At 61.3% G+C, this 20,372-nt stretch carries 14 protein-coding genes; 3 read left to right on the top strand and 11 right to left on the bottom strand.

Going from position 1 to position 20,372, the window contains the following annotated elements; all coding sequences use genetic code 11:
- Window positions 1-12: 12 nt before the first annotated feature.
- The gene (locus AB8B20_RS32235) at window positions 13-1,182 is read right to left on the bottom strand and encodes an efflux RND transporter periplasmic adaptor subunit (RefSeq protein WP_439072997.1); all 1,170 of its coding nucleotides are present in this window, start codon (window positions 1,180-1,182) and stop codon (window positions 13-15) included.
- A 220-nt stretch (window positions 1,183-1,402) separates the two neighbouring features.
- Window positions 1,403-2,800: a CoA transferase gene (locus AB8B20_RS32230; RefSeq protein WP_439071121.1), complete on the bottom strand. Its 1,398-nt coding sequence runs from the start codon at window positions 2,798-2,800 to the stop codon at window positions 1,403-1,405.
- A 96-nt stretch (window positions 2,801-2,896) separates the two neighbouring features.
- On the opposite strand from AB8B20_RS32230, the gene AB8B20_RS32225 reads away from it, so the two are divergent.
- Window positions 2,897-3,184 carry a hypothetical protein gene (locus AB8B20_RS32225; protein ID WP_089266972.1) on the top strand — a complete coding sequence of 96 codons (288 nt, stop codon included), beginning with the start codon at window positions 2,897-2,899 and terminating at the stop codon, window positions 3,182-3,184.
- A 32-nt stretch (window positions 3,185-3,216) separates the two neighbouring features.
- On the opposite strand, the gene AB8B20_RS32220 is transcribed toward AB8B20_RS32225, so the two are convergent.
- The 3 genes from AB8B20_RS32220 to AB8B20_RS32210 are packed head-to-tail and all read right to left on the bottom strand — an operon-like array spanning window position 3,217 to window position 8,832.
- Window positions 3,217-6,564: an error-prone DNA polymerase gene (locus AB8B20_RS32220; protein ID WP_439071120.1), complete on the bottom strand. Its 3,348-nt coding sequence runs from the start codon at window positions 6,562-6,564 to the stop codon at window positions 3,217-3,219.
- Window positions 6,561-8,147 carry a Y-family DNA polymerase gene (locus AB8B20_RS32215; RefSeq protein WP_439071119.1) on the bottom strand — a complete coding sequence of 529 codons (1,587 nt, stop codon included), beginning with the start codon at window positions 8,145-8,147 and terminating at the stop codon, window positions 6,561-6,563. The genes AB8B20_RS32220 and AB8B20_RS32215 overlap by 4 nt, the downstream gene beginning before the upstream one ends.
- Window positions 8,041-8,832, bottom strand: a complete 792-nt coding sequence (locus AB8B20_RS32210; protein ID WP_439071118.1) for an ImuA family protein — start codon at window positions 8,830-8,832, stop codon at window positions 8,041-8,043. The genes AB8B20_RS32215 and AB8B20_RS32210 overlap by 107 nt, the downstream gene beginning before the upstream one ends.
- Before the next feature lie 162 nt (window positions 8,833-8,994).
- On the opposite strand from AB8B20_RS32210, the gene AB8B20_RS32205 reads away from it, so the two are divergent.
- Together AB8B20_RS32205 and AB8B20_RS32200 are read left to right on the top strand one after the other, a co-directional pair.
- On the top strand, window positions 8,995-10,236 hold the full coding sequence (locus AB8B20_RS32205; RefSeq protein ID WP_439071117.1) for a putative DNA modification/repair radical SAM protein: 1,242 nt from the start codon (window positions 8,995-8,997) through the stop codon (window positions 10,234-10,236).
- Between the two features lie 21 nt (window positions 10,237-10,257).
- Window positions 10,258-11,721 (top strand): UdgX family uracil-DNA binding protein, encoded by a 1,464-nt coding sequence (locus tag AB8B20_RS32200; RefSeq protein ID WP_439071116.1) that lies wholly within the window; start codon window positions 10,258-10,260, stop codon window positions 11,719-11,721.
- Window positions 11,722-11,724: 3 nt separating this feature from the next.
- On the opposite strand, the gene cnbZ is transcribed toward AB8B20_RS32200, so the two are convergent.
- The 6 genes from cnbZ to AB8B20_RS32170 form a co-directional block, all read right to left on the bottom strand.
- Entirely contained in the window at window positions 11,725-12,468 is a 744-nt protein-coding gene (gene cnbZ, locus AB8B20_RS32195) for a 2-amino-5-chloromuconate deaminase CnbZ (protein ID WP_439071115.1), read from the bottom strand.
- A 127-nt stretch (window positions 12,469-12,595) separates the two neighbouring features.
- Window positions 12,596-15,685 carry a MexW/MexI family multidrug efflux RND transporter permease subunit gene (locus tag AB8B20_RS32190; RefSeq protein ID WP_439071114.1) on the bottom strand — a complete coding sequence of 1,030 codons (3,090 nt, stop codon included), beginning with the start codon at window positions 15,683-15,685 and terminating at the stop codon, window positions 12,596-12,598.
- Window positions 15,686-15,800: 115 nt separating this feature from the next.
- The gene (locus AB8B20_RS32185; RefSeq protein WP_439071113.1) at window positions 15,801-16,997 is read right to left on the bottom strand and encodes an efflux RND transporter periplasmic adaptor subunit; all 1,197 of its coding nucleotides are present in this window, start codon (window positions 16,995-16,997) and stop codon (window positions 15,801-15,803) included.
- 1 nt (window position 16,998) lies between these two features.
- On the bottom strand, window positions 16,999-17,706 hold the full coding sequence (locus tag AB8B20_RS32180; RefSeq protein ID WP_439071112.1) for a TetR/AcrR family transcriptional regulator: 708 nt from the start codon (window positions 17,704-17,706) through the stop codon (window positions 16,999-17,001).
- A gap of 594 nt (window positions 17,707-18,300) precedes the next feature.
- Window positions 18,301-19,164 (bottom strand): sugar phosphate isomerase/epimerase family protein, encoded by an 864-nt coding sequence (locus AB8B20_RS32175; RefSeq protein WP_439071111.1) that lies wholly within the window; start codon window positions 19,162-19,164, stop codon window positions 18,301-18,303.
- Window position 19,165: 1 nt separating this feature from the next.
- On the bottom strand, window positions 19,166-20,365 hold the full coding sequence (locus AB8B20_RS32170; RefSeq protein ID WP_439071110.1) for a dihydrodipicolinate synthase family protein: 1,200 nt from the start codon (window positions 20,363-20,365) through the stop codon (window positions 19,166-19,168).
- Between the last annotated feature and the right edge of the window lie 7 nt (window positions 20,366-20,372).

Below are 20,372 nucleotides of genomic sequence, written 5' to 3'. Positions count from 1 at the left end.
CGAAGCTGGGGGTTAGCTGGCGGAGGCCGCGCGATCGATAAACAGGCTGCCTTTGGTGACGATGCGTTCACCGGCTTTCAGGTTGCCATGGACCTCGACGAGATTGGCATTTGTCATACCGGTCTTGATCGTGCGCAGCTCGATGGTCTTGTCGTCATGCGCCACCCAAACGCGGACCTGATCGCCTTCATAGATCAGCGCCGTTTTCGGGACGCCGATCGTCGGCTGGTCGCCAGGTGCGTAGATCGTCACGGTGGTGAACATTTCGGGCTTCAGCAAACCGTTGCTGTTGTCCAGCGTAGCGCGGACCAGCAGACGGCGCGTCGCGGGATCGAGCGCAGTCGCGACATAGCTGATGCGGCCAGTGAGCACACGGCCCGGCAGCGCGAGTGCGGTGAAACTCATTTCCTGACCGATCTGTACGGCAGCAGCTTCGGTCTCGCGCACGAAGGCCGTGAGCCATACCGATGAGAGATCGCCGATCACGAAGACCGGATCGGCAGCGCCCGCGCTGATGTACTGGCCGGGACCGATCTTGCGCTGAACAACCGTGCCGGCAAGCGGCGCGTAGATCGTCGTTTCCGGATTGATGCGGCCCTTCTCCTGAAACGCCGTGATGGCGTCTTCCGAGAGGCCAAGAATGCGCAGGCGATTGCGTGCGGCTTCGAGTGCCGTGTCGGCGGTGCGCAGATCGTTTTGTGCCTGCAGCAGCGTGGCCTGGCTCTGCTGATAGTCTTTCAGCGGCACAGCCTTGCCTTCGAACAGGTCGCGGGCGCGCTTGTCCTGGATCTGTGCAAGGTCGAATTGCGACTTCGCCTTGTTGAGCGCCGTGGTCGCGGCAACGAAATCGTTCTGCGCGCCGACGGTATCGGCCGCTTCGATCACAAAGAGCGGTTGGCCCTTTTCGACGTGGTCGCCTGGTTTGGCGAGCAGCTTGGTGACGCGGCCGGCATAGGGTGAAAAGATCGGGGTCGAGCGGTCCTCATCGACGGCAATCTTGCCCTCGGTGACGTGTTCGGCGCGGAAGGCACGCACGGTGACCGGCTCGATGGTCAGGCTGGCCCATTCCGACGGCGACGTCGTATAGCGCTGCGGGTTCTTCCGCGACTGGCTCGAAACGTCGGAATGCCCCTTCGACGGCGTGGACAGCCGCGCGTAGCCGATGCCTGCGGCCACCAGCATGGCAGCAATGCAACCGCCCGCGATCAGGCGCTTTCCGCTAAACAGCTGAGATCGTTGATCTAAATTCGTCACTGTCCAGTCCTTGGTAGGAAACGCACTTATTCCGCGGCGATTTGTCCCATTCACGCGCTAATAGTGCGCATCTGGGCGTTCAGACAATCTAAAAACGCGTGTGCACTTACGAATCTTCGTTAAAATTTTGAAATCCTGCGAATGGGTTTCAATTGCCGGACGGCCATACCGCCGGATGGCTGCCGAGGGGCATGGCCGGACGCGCCCACGATGCCGGGGTTCGCGATAGCACGGCTGCATGACGGACCGCCGACACCTGGCCAAATCCGGACGGCATATCCTCAGTAAAGGCTTTGACCATCTCTCCCTTCAGGTCTTCGACCAGGAGAGCCTCAGCGATCCTTCCCATATCCCACAGCCATTGACCGGTGCGGGCAAGAGAGACCTGGACATGCCAGCTACCGCCTTCACGCGCCTGACGTGCACGTGCGATCATGGCGCCGAACGCCATTAAGTAGCCGGTGGCGTGATCCAGCATCTGGGCCGGTAATTCCCTGGGCCCGTCGACGCCGGCCGCCTGCCCTTCGGCATGGTTGAAGCCGGTCGCGCATTGGACGAGGGAGTCGAAGCCGCGGCGCCCGGCCCATGGCCCGGAACGGCCATAGGCGGAGAGCGAGACATAGACGATACCGGGACTGACACGGGCCGCCTCCTCCGGCGAGAAGCCGAGCGCCGCGAGCGATTGCGGGCGGTAGCCCTGCGAGAAGATATCCGCCTGCGCGAGCAATCCTCGCAGAGTGTCGCGCCCCTCCTCGTTCCGGAGATCCACGAAGCTTGAGAGCTTGCCGCGGCCGGTATCGATAGTGAGCCACGGGATCGCCGGCAGATCGGGACTGGAGACCAGCATGACATCCGCGCCATGGGCCGCAAGCGTACGACCAGCGACGGGACCGGCGATGATGCGTGAGAGATCGAGTACGCGCAGACCGGCAAGCGGCCGGGCGCCGATCGGCCACAGCTTCGGTTCGGCGTCACCGATCCGGGTGATCTCGACCAGCGGCAGTTCAGCAACGGCTGTGGCCTGCGGCAACGCCATCCATTCGTCATGGGAGCGCATCAGCGCCACGACACCGCCGGCCGCATAGGCCGCGGTCTCGAAGGCTTCGCCGTTCCATTGCATCAAAGCCGCCTGCACGGCTTCGCGCTCAGGCGCGCATGACAGCACCTGGCAGACAGCGTCGCGATGATGCGGAAAATTGGTATGCAGCCGCACGAATTTGTCATCGCCGGTCTTGTAGACACCAGCGATCGCATCCCAGGCGGGCGGCGGCGGATTACCGTCGCAGCGCAGATAGCGCTCGCTGCGGCATTCGACGATGGCGTGGCGCATGTCGACGGAGACGGTCTGCGTCTGCCCGCTGCGTAGCCGCCAGATTTCGGCAGCGGCCATTCCGGCCGCAGCGATGCTGACCTGAGCGGCAGCACCGACATGGAATGACGATGGCAATTGCGGCTCATTGCCGGTCAGCGCGACACGCTGGAGCGCCGCAATATCACCGCCAACCTCCCGCCAGAGGTCGGCGAGCTGTTCACGAATGCCGTACATCAACGCTCTCCCCCTTTCCCACGACACCGATTCAGCTCACGCTTCCAGGTGACCACATCCGTCATCGCATCATCTTGTACAAGCATGGAGGAGACCATGGCCACCATCGATCCATTGACAGCCGGTGCCGTAGTGCTGGCCACGGCTGCCACCGACGCGGTCTATGTGATGTTCACCTCTGCGGTGGTGGCCCGTCGGCGCATACCTGCGGCCACCTGGAGCAGCGTCTGGTATGTACTCTCGTCCTATGCCGTCATCAGCTATACCGAAAACTGGATGTATGTGGGTTTCGCCGCCGTCGGTTCATGGATCGGCGCCTATGCCACTATTACTTTCCTGCACCGGCCGCCCGGCGGACCGCCAGTCGGTGCATCACCTGAATAGGTAATATCGGCTGAATGGTTTCTGAACGGCTCTTAATGGAAATCCCGCGAGCGCGGCAGAATCCGGACATTGCGGGGATGGCGAATGCGCTGGGCGGGATTGTCGGGATGCTCGCGGCGATCGTCATTGACCGGTTCGGGGCCTGACAGCATTTGTCGGGACGGCCTGAGCGCATCGTTGCCGAGATGCTTCAGATCGTCCGAGCGATCGATCAGCCGTTCGGCAACCAGATGGACGACCTTTTCTGGACTACTCTGGATGCGTCCCTCGACCAGGATGAGTCTGGAACCCATCACCTCCCTGCGGAACTGCTCCATCACCTTCGGCCATACCACGATATTGGCGATACCGGTCTCGTCCTCCAGCGTCATGAAGACAACGCCATTGGCGCTGCCGGGCCGCTGCCGCACCAGCACGACGCCGGCACAGCACACCCGCCGTCTGTCATTGGCATCCACAATGCTCGCGCAGGTCACCACTTTTTCCCGTGTGAAATTCGCGCGCAGGAACTCCATCGGATGTCCCTTCAGCGACAGCCGGATGGTCTGATAATCGGCGACCACCTGTTCGGGCAAAGGCATCTCAGGCAGAGGCTTCGCATTCTCGTCTGGCTGCTCCCGCGCGGTCGCGACTTCGAACAGCGGCAGTGCCACGTCATCGGGCAGTCGCCTCACCGCCCACAGTGCGGCACGGCGATCCAGGCCGATGGAGCGAAATGCATCGGCATCGGCGAGCATGATCAGCGCTCGTTTTGGCAAAGCGGTATCGCGGGCGAAATCTTCCAGCGAGGTGAAAGGCTGTCGCTCTCGCGCGGCAACGATGCGCTTGCCCCAATCTTCTCCCGGCGGCTTGCCAGCTTTTTCACGTTCGCGCTCCTCATCCGGATCCGCCCATTTGAATCCGTCGATCTGGCGAAAGCCGAGGCGGACGGCGCAATAGTCTCTGCCTGGTTCTTCCAGCGTATTCTGCGAATGACTGAAGGACACATCGATCTCCCGCACATCGACCCCGTTATCGCGCGCATCACGCACGATCTGCGACGGCGCATAAAACCCCATCGGCTGTGAGTTCAATAGCCCGCAGCAGAACGCATCGGGGTGGTAGTGCTTCAACCATGATGAAACATAGACAAGCTGCGCGAAGGCGGCCGCATGGCTTTCCGGAAAACCATAGCTACCGAAACCTTTGATCTGATCGAAGCAGCTCTGGGAAAATACCGGATCGTAGCCGCGGTCGACCATCTTGCCGACCATCTTCGCCTCGAACGTATGCATGGTGCCGACATTGCGGAACGTCGCCATGGCGCGGCGCAGACCATTGGCCTCTTCTGACGTGAAATGTGCCGCTTGGATGGCAATGCGCATCGCCTGTTCCTGGAATAGCGGGACGCCAAGGGTCTTGTGCAGGACATTCTTGAGTTCGTTCACGTTGCCCCCTTTCGGAAATGGATATTCGATATCATCAGGATTCATCGCCCGCCGCTTAAGATAGGGGTGCACCATGTTGCCCTGGATCGGGCCCGGGCGAACGATCGCGACTTCTATGACGAGATCGTAGAAGGTGCGGGGTTTCAGGCGCGGCAACATGTTCATCTGCGCGCGACTTTCAACCTGGAATACGCCGAGGGATTCCCCGCGCTGAAGCATCTGGTAGACCGGATCATCATCCTTGGATTTGATGTCCTTGAGTTCGTAACGCTGCCCTTTGTGATAAGCGACCAGATCCAAACATTTCCGGATGCAGGTCAGCATGCCCAGCGCAAGCACATCAACCTTCATCATCTTCATCGTGTCGACATCGTCCTTGTCCCATTCGATGAAGGTGCGGTCGTCCATCGCCGCATTGCCGATCGGCACATAGGTGTCGAGCCGGTCCTGCGTCAGCACATAGCCGCCGACATGCTGCGATAGATGGCGCGGAAATTCGATCAGCTCGGTGGCAAGCTCGACAGCGCGCACGATCATAGGATTGGACGGATCGAGACCGGCCTGCTTGACCTGCATCTCGTTGAGGCCCTTGCCCCAACTGCCCCAGACAGTATCGGCCAATGCCGAGGTGACGTCCTCGGTCAATCCCAGCGCCTTGCCGACATCGCGGATTGCCGAGCGCGGCCGGTAGTGGATGACGGTGGCGATGATTGCCGCGCGATGCCGGCCGTATCTTTTGTAGACATACTGCATCACCTCCTCGCGCCGGACGTGCTCGAAATCGACGTCGATGTCCGGCGGCTCAAGCCGCTCCTTGGAGATGAAGCGCTCGAACAAAAGGTCGACCTCGGCGGGATTGACCGAGGTGATGTCCAGCATGTAGCAGACCGCGGAATTGGCTGCCGAGCCCCGCCCCTGACACAGGATCTTCTGGCTGCGCGCATAGCGCACAATGTCGTGGACGGTCAGGAAGTAATGCGCGTAACCGAGCTCGGCGATGAGCGCGAGCTCCTTGCGTAAGGTGGCTTCGAGCGTCTCATCGACACTATTCGGGAAATGCCGGGCATATCCCTCCCAGGTCAGATCCGCGAGATGCTGCTGCGCGGATTTTCCCGGCGGGACCGGTTCGTCGGGATATTGGTATTGCAGTTGGCTCAGTGAAAACGTGATGCGATCGGCAAAACGGATGGTCTCGCGGATCGCATCCGGATAATCGCGAAACAGCCGCGCCATTTCAGCAGCCGGCTTGAGATGCCGCTCGGCATTCATTTCCAGCACGCGGCCGGCCTGCTCGATGATGGTCTTTTCACGAATGCAACTGACCACGTCCTGCAGGATGCGGCGATTTGGCGTGTGATAGAGCACGTCATTAGTGGCGATCAGGGGCACGCGCGCAATGGATGCGATGCGCTGCAGCTTTGCCAGACGACGCTTGTCATCCCCGCGATGAAACGGACTGGCGCCAAGCCAAATGCCTTCCGCCGGCAGGCCCGATAGGGCATCGAGCGTGCGCAGGACAAGATCACTGTCGATCCGATAGGTCGGCATTAGAACAAGCAACACCCCTTCGCTCAACTCCGCGAGATCGCCGAGCTGCAGCAGGCATTCACCCTTGTTGCCGCGTAGCTTGCCCATGCTGAGCAACCGGCACAGTCGACCATAGGCAGCGCGATCGCACGGATAGGCAAGGATGTCGGGCGTACCGTCATTGAAGACCAGCCGCGTGCCGATCAGAAGCTTCGGTTTGTAGACAAGATCCTTGTGGCCCAGCTCGGCAAAGGCACGCACCACACCGGCCATGGTGTTGTGATCGGCAATGCCAATGGCATAAAGCCGCTCGGCACTGGCCTGATGCACATAGTTCTGCGGATGCGACGCACCGCGCAGGAACGAAAAATTGCTGGTGACGCCAATTTCAGCATAGTCAGGCGCGCCGGCGCCGCCCGTGCTCATGCGAACAGCCCATGCACAAACCATTGCGGCGAAACGGCTTGATCGTCCGCGTCTCTGATCTCACCATAAAGCCCGTCACGGAAGAGCCAGAAACGTTGACCTGCCTCATCCTCGACACGAAAGTAATCGCGCGTGGGCTTCGCCTCCTGCGAACGCCACCACTCCATCGACACACGCTCCGGGCCTTCCACATGAACTACGTTGTGAGACACCCGTCGCCAGGTGAATTTCTTCGGTGGCTTGTCTGGAAACTCCGCGAGCGGAACATCGATCAGTTCGGGCTGCTCGAACAACCGTAACGGCCGCAAAGGCGGCTCGTCTTCACGTACCGGCCATGCTGCCTGCATGGCGGCAGCCAGATGATGCTGTGCCGGCACACCCAGCATGGCGCGTTCCGGAATGTGACTCTCGACGGGCAGATAAACCAGCACACGCCGCGGCCCGATCCGCGCAGCAATACGGTCGATCAGGTCGGCCAGTTCATCGTTCGCATGCACATTGGCATCGAGGTCGCGCTGCTGCTGCACAACGATTTCCGTGCGGCTGGCCGAAAGGCGGATCATATCGAAGCCGAAACCGGGATCGAGCGGATCGGCAATCGCGTCCAGTCGCTCGCGGAACAACCGGTCGATCACCTCGCCCTTGCTCACCGGCTGGCCGGTTTCCGCCGTGATCACGCGCACTGCGCCATCGGTGCGGAAGAACGCCGCTTCCAGCCGTCGCGCGCCCTTGCCCTGCCTGTCCATCGCATCGATCAGCGTGCGTGCCAGCTTGGCCAGTGTCAGCGTAATCACGCCATCGGTGGCAATCGGTTCGGCGAAACGTTGCTCGACGATATAATCCGGCAGCGGCTTGCGCGGCGAGATCGGCGCATCGCTGTGCCCCAGCGCCTGTTCCAGCAGCGTCGTGAATTCCGCACCGAAACGTGCGGTGATTTCGGGGCGCGAGCGCGAGGCGACATCGCCGATGGTCTTCAAGCCGGCGCGGCGCAATCCACGGATGATTGCCTCATCGGCGCCGAGCGTGAACAGCGGCAGCGGCCTCACTGCCTTGGCCTCCTCGCCCGCGGCGATGATCCGGCCATGTGCATATCGACTGAGCGTGCGTGCACATGTCGATGTCCCCGCAATCGCTGCACTGACAATAAAACCCTGTCGCAACAGCGCCGCGCAGAGCTGCTTCATCAGTGCGGCCTCGCCACCGAACAGATGGGCACAGCCGGTGATGTCGAGAAACAGACCATGCGGCAGATCCAGCGCCACGAGTGGCGTGAAGCGGTCGCACCAATCGGCAATGTCGGTCAGTACCTGCGTATCGGCAACAGGATCAGCATCGAACACCTGAATGTCCGGACAGACCGCACGGGCATTGGCGAGCGGCAGACCTGGTTCAAGGCCGAGCTTCGCCGCGGCATCGTCCAGCGCGGAAATCTGCAGCGCATTGCTTTGCTTGGCGACGACAATACTTGCTTGCAGATTAGCTGGCGCGCCGTTGCGCGCGAGCTGACGTTTGATGCGGTCGGTTGGCAGGCGCGGCAGCCACAGGCTGAGGATGCGCCGATGTGTCACGGAAAACGCACTCATCACACTTCCATTCCATGATCCATTGCCCGTTCGGGCCGTGACGATTTCGAACCAGTTGTACGTCGAGCATGGGCGCGCCCCATGATTGCCAGGGCTTGAATGGCGGCGAATGCGCGGAGCGGATGATCCAGCGCGTCTCTGCCGTACTCGAGGCCGGAACGCCTGCAGTCCGCAGCAACAGGCACGTGACGCCGGAGCCGCGCGCTGCCAGCGTGAGCTTGCGGCTGGCGACCATGTCGAACTGCTTGCTGTCGCCCCAGGTCTCCAGCACGACGCTGCCCAGCGCATCGCAGGCCAGCGCATCAGCCGTGGTCCGCAATGCCGTCTCCACATCGGGCGCGCGCACGGTGACCAGCAAGCGCGGATCGAGACCGAGTTCCCGCCAGCCGCTCATGGCCAGCGCGCCGCATTCGCGTTTGGAGAAATCCTGCCGGATCCACAGCAGCGGCCGCTTTGCCGAGACACGATGCGCGAGGCCGGCGACAAAGCCCGTGGCTGCCGCGCTGTAACGACCTTCGGCGAACACCTCATGCATGGTGCCACGTGCGAGGCCGCCTTGCAGCGCCGCGTCCGCCTCGGCATGACCGAGCGACACGCGATCCGGCGCATAGGTATCGCTGTGGGTCTCGATGCGTTCGATGCTCCCGCGCAATTGCGCGAGCGTGGTCATGCGTGCGCCGGTCATGCGCCGCTCCTCGAAATTGTTTTGCCGTAGCGGGTTTTTAGTGAACCCATTGCCGGCCCATTTGTTCATGATATGTTCTAATATAAAGCTAAGATGGCAAGCCGAGTCAATCGGGATCATCAGCCACTTTTTTAGCATTTGAAATCAAAGGGATTTTTGAACATGGACGTGAAACGCAAGCTGGAGATCCTGGCAGATGCCGCGAAATACGACGCGTCCTGTGCGTCCAGCGGCACCGAGAAACGGAACTCCCGCGACGGCAAAGGCATCGGCTCGACCGATGCAGGCATGGGGATCTGTCATTCCTATGCGCCGGACGGCCGCTGCATCTCGCTGCTGAAGATCCTGCTCACCAATGCCTGCAATTACGATTGTCTTTATTGCGTCAACCGGGCTTCCAGCAATGTGACGCGCGCCCGCTTCACCGTCGACGAAGTGGTACAACTGACGCTGGATTTCTATCGGCGCAATTACATCGAGGGGCTGTTTCTTTCCTCGGGCATCATCCGCAGCGCCGATTACACGATGGAACAGGTTGTCGCCGTCGCGCGAAAACTGCGCGAGGAGCATCACTTCCGCGGCTATATCCACCTCAAGACCATTCCGGAAGCCGACGATGCGCTGATCACCGAGGCCGGCAAATATGCCGACCGGCTCTCCATCAATATCGAGGTGCCCGAGGAGGACAGTTTGGCGAAGCTGGCGCCGGAGAAAGACGTCCGCGCCATTCGTCGCACCATGGGTCGATTGCGGTTGAAGCTCGATGAAGCCCGCGAAGAACGCAAGCCGACGCCGCGCGGCAAGGTCGGGCCGCGTTTTGCGCCGGCCGGCCAGAGCACGCAGATGATCGTCGGCGCCGACAGCGCCAATGATTCAACCATCATTCGCACCTCGGCCAATCTGTACGGGTCCTACAATCTCAAGCGTGTCTATTATTCCGCCTTCAGCCCGATCCCCGACGCGAGCCGTTCGCTGCCGCTGCGCGCCCCGCCGCTGATCCGCGAGCATCGGCTATACCAAGCCGATTGGCTGATGCGCTTCTACGGCTTCGACGCCGACGAGATCGTCGATGACAATGACGGCATGCTGTCGCTGGACATGGATCCGAAGCTCGCCTGGGCGCTGCGCCACCGCGACCGTTTCCCGCTCGACGTCAACCGCGCCAGCCGCGAAGACCTTTTGCGCGTGCCCGGTTTCGGCGCCAAGGCCGTGCAGCGGATCATCGAAACGCGCCGCATCTCGTCGATCCGCGTCGGTGATCTCGCCCGGCTGCATATTCCGCGGAACAAGGCACTGCCTTTCATCGTTCTTCCGGATCATCGGCCCGCCGTGAATTTGCTGGACAGCGCGAGGCTGGCGGAGCGGTTCAAACCGAAGGCAACCCAATTGGGATTTGGATTCTAGAATTTCATTTCAGGAGACCCGATGCACAGTATCGTGCTGGAGAGCGACACCGATTTCGAAGGCTGGCGCAGGGCGGCACGCAAACTGGCGCTCAACAACATTGCCCCCGGCGATGTGACATGGACGATTGCAGGCGCCGAGCCTGAATTGTTTTCTGCCTCGCCAGCAACGTCGCTATCCGACGCTGCAAAAGGCACGTTCAACGTTCCGGCCAAATTCGTCGAACTCGCCGAAACTGCGATCCTGCATCGCGATCCCGAACGCTTCGCCCTGCTCTATCGTTTGCTATGGCGGCTGCGCGACAATCCCGATCTGATCCATGTCGCGATCGATTCCGACATCGCGAAATTGCAGGCGATGGCCAATGCTGTCCGGCGCGACGAGCACAAGATGCATGCTTTCGTGCGGTTTCGCGAAATCGGCCGCGAGCCGAAGTCGCATTTCGTCGCCTGGTTCGAGCCCGAACATCACATCGTCGAACTCGCCGCGCCGTTCTTCGCGCGGCGCTTTGCCGACATGGCGTGGTCGATCCTGACGCCGGATCTCAGCGCGCATTGGGACGGCCACGCGATTTCCATCACGCCCGGCGTCAGCAAGGCGGATGCGCCGACCAAGGATCGGCTCGAAGAGGTGTGGCTGACCTATTACGCCAACATCTTCAATCCGGCGCGGTTGAAGACCAAGGCGATGCAGAACGAGATGCCGAAGAAATACTGGCGCAATCTGCCCGAAGCCGCACTGATCAAACCGCTGATCGCGCGAGCTGAACGCATCACAGGTGACATGATCGCGGCAGAAGCCAGAGCGCCAAAAAAACCGCAACGTCGGGAGGAAACGATGGTCAAGTCGCATACAACCAAAATGGCCGAACATACCGGGAAGGAAAATCTTGCCGCATTGCGCGACGAAGCCGCCGATTGCCGTGCCTGCCATTTGTGGAAGGATGCGACGCAAACCGTGTTCGGCGAAGGCCCGCAGCATGCTTCTGTGATGATGGTCGGCGAACAGCCCGGCGACAAGGAAGACCTTGCCGGCAAGCCGTTCGTCGGACCGGCCGGGCAGATGCTCGACAAGGCGCTGAAGGAAGCCGGCATTGTCAGGGACAAGGTCTATGTCACCAATGCCGTGAAGCACTTCAAATTCGTGCCACGTGGAAAATTCCGTCTGCACCAGAAGCCAGCAACGCCGGAAATCAAGGCGTGCCGTCCCTGGTATGAGCGCGAAAAAGCGTCCGTGAAACCCGAGCTCGTCGTCGCGATGGGCGCGACAGCCGCGCAAAGCGTGCTCGGCAAGATCACGCCGATCGGCAAGACGCGTGGCCGGATCATCGAGGCTGATGATGGCACACAGGTTCTCGTGACCGTGCATCCATCCTATCTGCTACGATTGCCCGACGAGGACGCCAGAGCGCGTGAATATGCGCACTTCGTCGACGATCTGCGGATCGTCGCCGCGCATCTCAGCAAATCAGCGCGCGCTGCCTGACGGTCAGATCACGAATTCACGCATCACACGCCGCGTATCCATCTCGAATTCGAGATCGACCACCGGCGGCCGCGCAAAATGCCAGGTCATGCCCTGCCGCGACGCACCGCGCTTGACCAGTTCATCGGCCACCACGGGATGGAAATCCTGTACCGTGTAGATCTGCGTCGCGGTGGTGTCCTTCCATGAGAATCCGAATTCGCCCAGGCGCTCCTCCATATTGCTCATGGTCATTCGCGTTTTCTCCCGGAATGCGTCCGGCGAGGTCTCGCGATAGCGCGTGATACGCTCGGGATATGCTCCAGGTCCACCGCGCGCTTCAGCGCCACCCGCAATCACGAAAGTCGGCTTGGCGCCGAGCGACGGCCGCGTGAACGAGAACGCGTAAAACGACGGTTCACTCGGCGGATCGATCTCGAGGCACACATTGCTGCGCGCGACGGGATTGTTCGTGCCGTCGAAGATGCCCCATTCAGCAAGCGTCTTGACATAGTGCTCGTTGAACTTCCGGAAGCCAGCTTCGTCGACCACTGCAGGCGAGCGCAGTTCGCAGGCGCAGAACGATGTCAGCGGGCGATCGGCCGCGAGAATGTAATCGGCAATACGCGCAAACCCATCGGCCAATGGCAGCCATGTGTCGAAACGAACGCGCTCGATCTCGAAATCGGCATTGGCGGCAACGCCGCTGGAATACTGAAACACTGCGGGAATATAGCGATAATTGCCGGCCGGAAAATCGCGCGTCATGGGATGGGTCCTGTGGGGGCCCATGCGGGCCGCCAAACGACAATGGCGGACCGCATGAAGCGATCCGCCATCCAACCTCAAACCATGCGGCCCCGCAAGCTCAGCTTCGCAATCCGCGTCCGTGCGATCAGGCCGTCCGCGTGTGCTCCAGATCGAAGTCCGCGATCTGCTTGGCACGTTCCGTTTCCTTGCCGGCGCGGTGATCGGTAGCGATGGCGACATACACCGCAGGCAGCACGAACAACGTGAACAGCGTGCCGATCATCATGCCGGAGACGACGACGAGGCCGATCGAGAAGCGACTCGCTGCACCTGCCCCCGCAGCGGTGAGCAACGGCAACAGGCCGGTGACCATCGCCGCCGTGGTCATCAGGATCGGACGCAGACGCACGCGGGCGGCCATCTCGATAGCGGAACGACGATCGAGACCTTCCTTGAGCTGCAGTTCGTTGGCGAACTCCACCATCAGGATGCCGTGTTTCGAAATCAGGCCCACCAGCGTCAGCAAGCCGACCTGCGTGTAGATGTTGATCGTCGCCAGACCGAAAAACAGCGGGATCAGCGCACCCAGGATCGCCATCGGCACCGTGATCATGATCACCAGCGGATCGCGCAGACTTTCGAACTGCGCCGCCAGCACCAGGAAGATGATGATCAGCGCGAAGCCGAACGCCACCGCGAGCTGGTTGCCTTCCTGCACATACTGCCGGGAATCCGCGAGATAATCGTGGTTGAAACCCGACGGCAACTGCTTGGCGGCGCCCTCGAGGAAGTCGACCGCCTGGCCTACCGTCACGCCCGGCATCGGCACGGCCTGGAAGGTCGCCGAGTTCAGCTGGTTGTAATGCGACAGGGCATTCGGATTGGTCCCGGTCTCGACCTTGACCAGCGTCGATAGCGGCACCTGCTGGCCCGTGGTCGTCGGCACATAATAGTTCGCCAGCGAATCCTGCGAGAGCCGCATACCGCGCGGGACCTGGGGGATCACCTGATAGGAACGCCCTTCCAGGTTGAAGCGGTTGGTGTAATTGCCGCCCAGCAGCGTCGCCAGAGTGCTGCCGATGCTCGCCATGGTGATGCCGAGATCGTTGGCCTTGGAACGATCGACTGACACGCGCACCACCGGCTGATTGAAATCGAGATCGCTGTCGCTGACGATGAACAGACCGCTCTTGCGCGCCGTGTCCTTCAACTTGACCATCTCCTCATAGACGGACTGGAAGCCGTTAGTCGAGCTGATCACCATCTGGATCGGCAGACCGCCGGGACCGCCCGGCAGCGCCGGAAGGTTGAATGCGAAGGCGTTGACACCCTCGATCTTGCTGAGTTCGGCCTGCACCAGCGGCTTCAGCTGCGTGGACGAACGCTTGCGTTCGTCCCACGGCTTCAACAGCATGCCGGCGATGCCGTTGCTCGGACCGTTGGTGCCGTTGATGATGAAGCGCAGATCGGTTTCCGGGAACTTCTTGAACGCCTCGTCCATGCGATCCCCGTAGAAATCCGCGTAATCGATATTGGCGTATTTCGGTGCCTTGGTCACCGCAAACAGAATGCCCTGATCTTCCTCGGGCGCGAGCTCCTTCGACGTATTCATGTACATGAAGCCGACGAGACCGAGGATCACGACAGCGAACATGGCCGTGATGGGGCGATAGTCCAGCGAGCGATCAAGCTGCCGGCCATACCAGCGCGTAGTGGCGCCGAACACCTTGTCCACCTTCTTGGCGAACCAGCCCGGCTCTTCCTGCTTCAACAGCACCGAGCACATCATCGGCGACAGCGTCAATGCGATAACGCCGGATACGATCACCGAGCCCGCCAGCGTGAACGCGAATTCGCGGAACAGCGCACCGGTCAAACCGCCGATGAAGCCGATCGGCGCATACACCGCCGCCAGCGTGATGGTCATGGAGATGACCGGACCAACGATCTCGCGAGCGCCTTCGAGCGACGCCTGCACGGGTGATTTGCCCTCCTCCAGATGGCGGTGAATGTTCTCCACTACCACGATGGCGTCGTCGACCACGAGGCCGATGGCGAGCACCATCGCCAGCAGGGTCAGCAGATTGATGCTGAAGCCCATGACGAGCATGAGGCTGCAGACGCCAACCAGCGACAGCGGAATCGTCACCACCGGAATGATGACAGAGCGGAACGAAGCGAGGAACAGGAAGATCACCACGATCACGATGCCGACGGCTTCGATCAGCGTGTGCTCGACTTCCTCGATCGACGACGTGATGAACTTGGTGGAGTCGTAGGCGACCTTCATCTTCAGCGATGGCGGCAGGTTACGCTCAAGTTCGGGGAACAGCGCGCGCACGCCCTTGACGATGTTGAGCGGATTGCCGAGCGGCGTCGACTGCACGCCGATAAAGATCGCACGCTCGCCACTAAACGCCACGCTTGCGTCCGTACTCTGCGCGGCAAGCTCGATGGTGGCGATATCCTCCATACGGACAAAGCCGCCGTCCTTGGCTTTCACCGTCATGCGCTTGAATTGCTCGACATTCTGCAGGTCGGTATTCGCCGTCACATTGGAGACGATGTAATAGCCCTTGGTCTGACCGGCTGCCGCCTGGAAGTTATTGGCGCGGATCGCCGCGGCCACATCGTCCGGAGATACACCGCGGCCCTGCATGCGTAGCGGATCGAGCCACAAACGCATGGCGAAGGTCTGGCCGCCGAGAATTTCGGCCGACGCAACGCCGTCCACCGTCGACAGGATCGGCTGCACCGCGCGCGTCAGGTAGTCTGAGATTGCCGAGCCGGACAGTTCCTCACTGGAGAAGCCGAGATACATCACCGCCGTGGTCGACCCCGTGGACTTCAGAATGACGGGGTCATTCGCTTCGCGCGGGATCAGATATTTGACCGAATTGACCTTCGACAGCACTTCGGTGAGCGCGGCATTGGGATCAACATTGAGCTTGATATAGACCGAAATGAGGCTCTGGCCCTGCGTCGATGCCGACGTCATGTAGTCGATGCCTTCAGCAGCCGCGACGGCCTGCTCGATCGGCGTGGTGATAAAGCCCTGCATCAGGTCCGGCGACGCGCCGGGATACACCGTGGTGACGGTGATCACGGTGTTCGACAGCTTCGGATACTGACGGATCGGCAGGCTGGTTGCAGCCTTGAAACCGATCAGCAGGATCAGCAGGCTGACGACCAGCGCCAGCACCGGGCGCTTGATGAAGATATCCGTGAAGACCATTGCGGTCGCTCCGTCATCGGCACCATCCGCCGGCCATCACAGGCCGCGCGACGATGCGAGAAAATCATTCAGATGAACCGGGACCGACCGCATGTCGCGGCCCGTCCATCGGGTCTCAGTTCAGCGGCGGCTTCGCCGGAATCTGCGGCAATGGATCGGTCGAGATCGACACCAGCGCACCGGACTGCAGCTTGAGCTGTCCGACCGCCACGACGCGGTCGCCGGCTTTCAGGCCCTGCGTAATCACCGCACGCCCATCGATGCGGTCGCCTGTGCGCACGAAGGTACGCACCGCCGAGAGCTCGGTCTTGCCATCGTCGGTCTTTTTCTCGGTGATCAGGTAAACCGAGTCACCGTACAGCGTGTAGTCGACTGCGGTTTCCGGCACGGTGATGACAGCCGGCTTGTCCGGAAGCACGACGGTCGTGGTCGCGAACATGCCCGGCTTCAGGATGCCTTCCGGATTCTGCAGCGTCGCCTGAACACGAATATTGCGCGTATCCGCACTGATCTGCGGCTCGATCGTGGTGATCTTGCCCTCGAACTTGCGGCCCGGATAAGCGTCCACCGAAATGCGCACAACCTGACCGACCTGCAGCTTGCCGGAATCTTTTTCCGTGACCGTGAAATTGTTGTAGACGGCAGACAGATCGGTGAGCGACACAATCTGCGTGCCGGCCGTCAAGTACTGACCGACTTCGATCCGACGTGTGCCGAGCACGCCATCGAATGCCGCACGGACCAGCTTCTGTGAAATCACGGCTTCAGTCCTGGCGATGCCCGCCTGTGCCTGATCATACGCCGCCTGCGCGGTGTCGACCGTTGCCTGCGGTCCGAACTGGCGCGATGCGAGCTGCTTGGCGCGATCGAGATTGAGGTTGGCCACCGTGGCCTGCGCCTTGAAGCTGGCGAGATCGCCCTGCTCCGGACCATCGAACAATTGCACCAGCGGCTGGCCGGACTTCACCGTCGAACCTGCTGTGAACATGATGTCAGTGACACGGCCGTTGACGTCGGAGGTGACGTTGACCTGATGCACAGCGGCGAGATCGCCGACGGCGCTGATCAGGTTAGGCACGACTTCGGACTTCGCATCCGCAACACTCACCACACTCGGCGGCGGCTTCATGGTGGCGAAGAACTGCTTGATCATGTGGGCGCGGAACGCGTTGAAGCCCACCAGGCCGCCCACCAGGATCGCCAGCAGGATGCCGACGATGATGAACCAACGCACCATCCGCGGACGCGGACGGGGCTTCTCGACAATCGCACGCGGCGCCGTAGTGCTGTTGGGTTCGGTAGTGAGAGTCATGTCATGCGCTTTCTGTCGTAGTCGCTGGCATCAGGTCCGGCGGAAGCTCGCGATCGATATACGTCGCGATCGCCGTGTCTTTCAGTCCGATTCCGCGGAGAATAAATTCGCAAAGTTGCCGCTCATTATCCGCGGTGCCGGCATAAGGCAAACAGGGAACCGAGGGAAGGCGCGATAAAGCCGCCATCATCGCGGTGTGGTGCGCGAACCAGAAAAGACCCATCGGCTCTTTTCCGATCCGCACCGCATCGCCTGTCCCGACAGCGTGCTCCAGCGACGCAGTAAAGGTCGGGCCGATCAGTGCGCCGATCTTGTCAAACAGCAGCCGGGCGAATTCGCCGTCCTGTAACTGGCTGATGACCATTAGCCGCAGGCGCTGCGCCTCTTCATGATCGGGATCGGGATCGCGCGGAATGTCGAGGAAATGTCCGACCATGCCGCGAATCAAAATCACCAGCGTCTCGGTCGACGGCGGCAGACCGAGCAGCTTGTTCAGTCCGGGATCGGCTTCGCATTCCTCCGCCAGGATCTCGGCATAGAGCGCAGACTTGGTCGGGAAGTGCTTGAAAAGCAAGCCTTCCGAAATTGACGCTGCGACCGCGACGCTCTTGGTCGTAGTGCCGGCAAATCCATTGCGCGCAAAGCATCGCTTCGCCGCGCTGAGGATCAGCTCGCGCCTGAGGTCATGGGTCATTCGAAGTGTTGTCATAGCGTCGTGAGTAAGCACTCACCCAAGTTTCTGTCAACAAAATGGTGCGCCGCGTCAGGAGAATGACTGTAGGTGGTATCCGCCCGCCACAGTGTTGCATTCTCGCGACGCCGATGCGCCGAGCCATGCGATCCCCTCAAGATGAGGGGTGGCTGCGCGCCTTGAGGCGCAAAGGGTGGTTTCCGTCGCGATCGCTCCACCGGACCGCCGGTAAATTGCAACCGCGCAACGCCTCACGGCGCGCCACACCAGCCGACAAGCGGCAGAACCCGGTAGTGGCCCGGACGGCTACCCGAGACCTCCCGAGTGCGCGAGCTACGTCCCATCACCGCCCGCGGGCGCCCCTTGCTCCACTTGAAGACGCCTCCAGAAGCGCCCCCTCATGAACAGGGCTGACGGAGTATAATCCTATTTAGGATATTATCAATATAGATAGGAAAAAATGTTTAGGCGGATCCGAACTCTGCGCAGCCCCACGCTGTCATTCCGGGGCGACTGCGCGCCTTCGCGCAGGCGAGCCCGGAATGACAGTCTGTGAAGCGCCTGCCGGAATGACAAATGAGGGTGCAGTTCGGTTCGCGACAGAGAGACTCGCTACACCACCGTTTTATGCCGCTCTATGCAGGTCGTCAGCACCTCGTCCATCGATCTGCTCCACCAATTCTCCGAGAAGATCTCGATCTCGGAGTACCCGGCGAAGCCCTGCGCCTCGACAGCAGCGCGGGCAGATTTGATATCGATGACGCCATCGCCCATCATGCCGCGGTCGTTGAGGATGTCCTTGGTCGGGACCAGCCAGTCGCAGACATGGAAGGCCAGCAGACGATCTTGCCCTGCCCGCGCGATCTGGGCATGCAGTTCCGGATCCCACCAGATGTGATAGACGTCGAGGGCGACGCCGAGCATGCCGGTGCGGTTGGGATCGAGACGGTCGCAGATGTCGAGCGCCTGTTCGGTAGTGTTCACGCAGGCACGGTCGGCGGCGTAAGCCGGATGCAGCGGCTCGATGGCCAGCGGCATCTTCGCTTGCCTCGCATATTCCATCATCTCGGCGATGCCGTCATCGACCTGCGCGCGCGCATTGATGATGTTCTTCGAAGGCGCAGAGCCCGGCCGCGAATATTGCGGCAGGCCGCCGACGACCAGCACGATGCACGGTGAGCCCAATGCCGCCGCTTCATCGACGCAGCGTTTGTTGTCGTCGCGCTGCTGCTGGCGATGGGCTTCGTCCGAAACAAACATACCGCCGCGGCAATAGCCGGACAATTCGAGGTCGTGATCCCGCACGGCCTTCACGGCCTTGTCGAGACCCACATGGGCGACCTGATCGCGCCACGGGCTGATGCCGCGGATCTTGTGGCGGGCACAGGCTTCGGCGATGGCGACAAAGTCACCCTGCTTGCGGACAGTCGCCGTGTTCAGCGATAGCCAGCGATGGTCATTCGAGAAGTCACGCATCTCAGGCTTCGATCCCGCGCGTTGCCATGATCGCCTTCATACGCTGCGTCGCCAGTTCGGGATTGGCCAGCAGACCTGCCTTGTCGGCGAGACGGAACAGTTCGGCGAGATGCTGGGTCGAGCGCGTGCTCTCCTGCCCGCCGATCATGGTGAAGTGATCCTGATGGCCGTTGAGATAGGCCATGAACACGATCCCCGTTTTGTAAAACCGGGTCGGCGCCTTGAAGATGTGACGCGACAGCGGCACTGTCGGGCCGAGTACGTCGTGGAAGCCGGCTTCATCACCGGCTGCGAGACGCGACAGTGCGTAGGACGCCGCCGGCGCGATGGCATCGAAGATACCGAGCAGCGCGTGGGAGAAGCCCCTGTCGTCTCCGGCGATCAATTCGGCATAGTTGAAATCATCGCCGGTATACATCTTCACTTCGGGCCTGAGACGGCGACGCATGTCGATCTCGCGCTGCGCATCGAGCAGCGAGACCTTGACGCCATCGACCTTGGCGGCATTACGGTTGATGACGTCCACCGCGATGTCCATCGCGGTGTCGAGGCTCGGCGTACCCCAGTAATTGGCCAGCGCCGGATCGAACATGTCGCCGAGCCAGTGAATGATCACCGGCTGTGCTGACTGCGAGAGAATGCGGTCATAGACGCGGCCGTAATCCTCGGCGTTCTTGCCGAGCTTGGCCAGCGCACGCGACGCCATCAGGATGATGCGGCCGCCGACTTTCTCGATCGCTTCGAACTGCTGTTCATAAGCCTTGATCACGTCGTCGATCGATTTGGCATCTTCCACCGCGAGGTGATCGGTGCCGGCGCCCGAGAATACAAGCGCGCCGCGCGGCTTGGCCGCCGCGACGGAGCGCGTGATGAGTTCGAGCGAGGTCGGCCAGTCCATGCCCATGCCGCGCTGAGCGGTGTCCATCGCTTCCGCGACGCCGAGACCGAGATCCCAGACGTGTTCACGGAACGCGATGGTGCGGTCCCAATCGATGGTCTGATTGAGCCACGGATCGCATTCCGCCAGCGGGTCGGCAACGATATGCGCCGCCGAGAAGGCGATGCGGTTCAGCGCACCTTCCAGCTTGGCCGGAAACGCGCGCGACGCTGCGAGACGATAGGTCTCGATCGAACGATCGGCCTTCGGCAGCTTCAGCGACAGCGTCGAGCCGGTAGACGTGGGCATGACTGGCTTGTTCATGGCGGAC

It is taken from the genome of Tardiphaga sp. 866_E4_N1_4 (assembly GCF_052076075.1).
Classification (GTDB): domain Bacteria; phylum Pseudomonadota; class Alphaproteobacteria; order Rhizobiales; family Xanthobacteraceae; genus Tardiphaga; species Tardiphaga robiniae.
The sequence above is the reverse complement of the archived record's forward strand: the minus strand, read 5'-3'. Positions and strand labels throughout refer to the sequence as shown.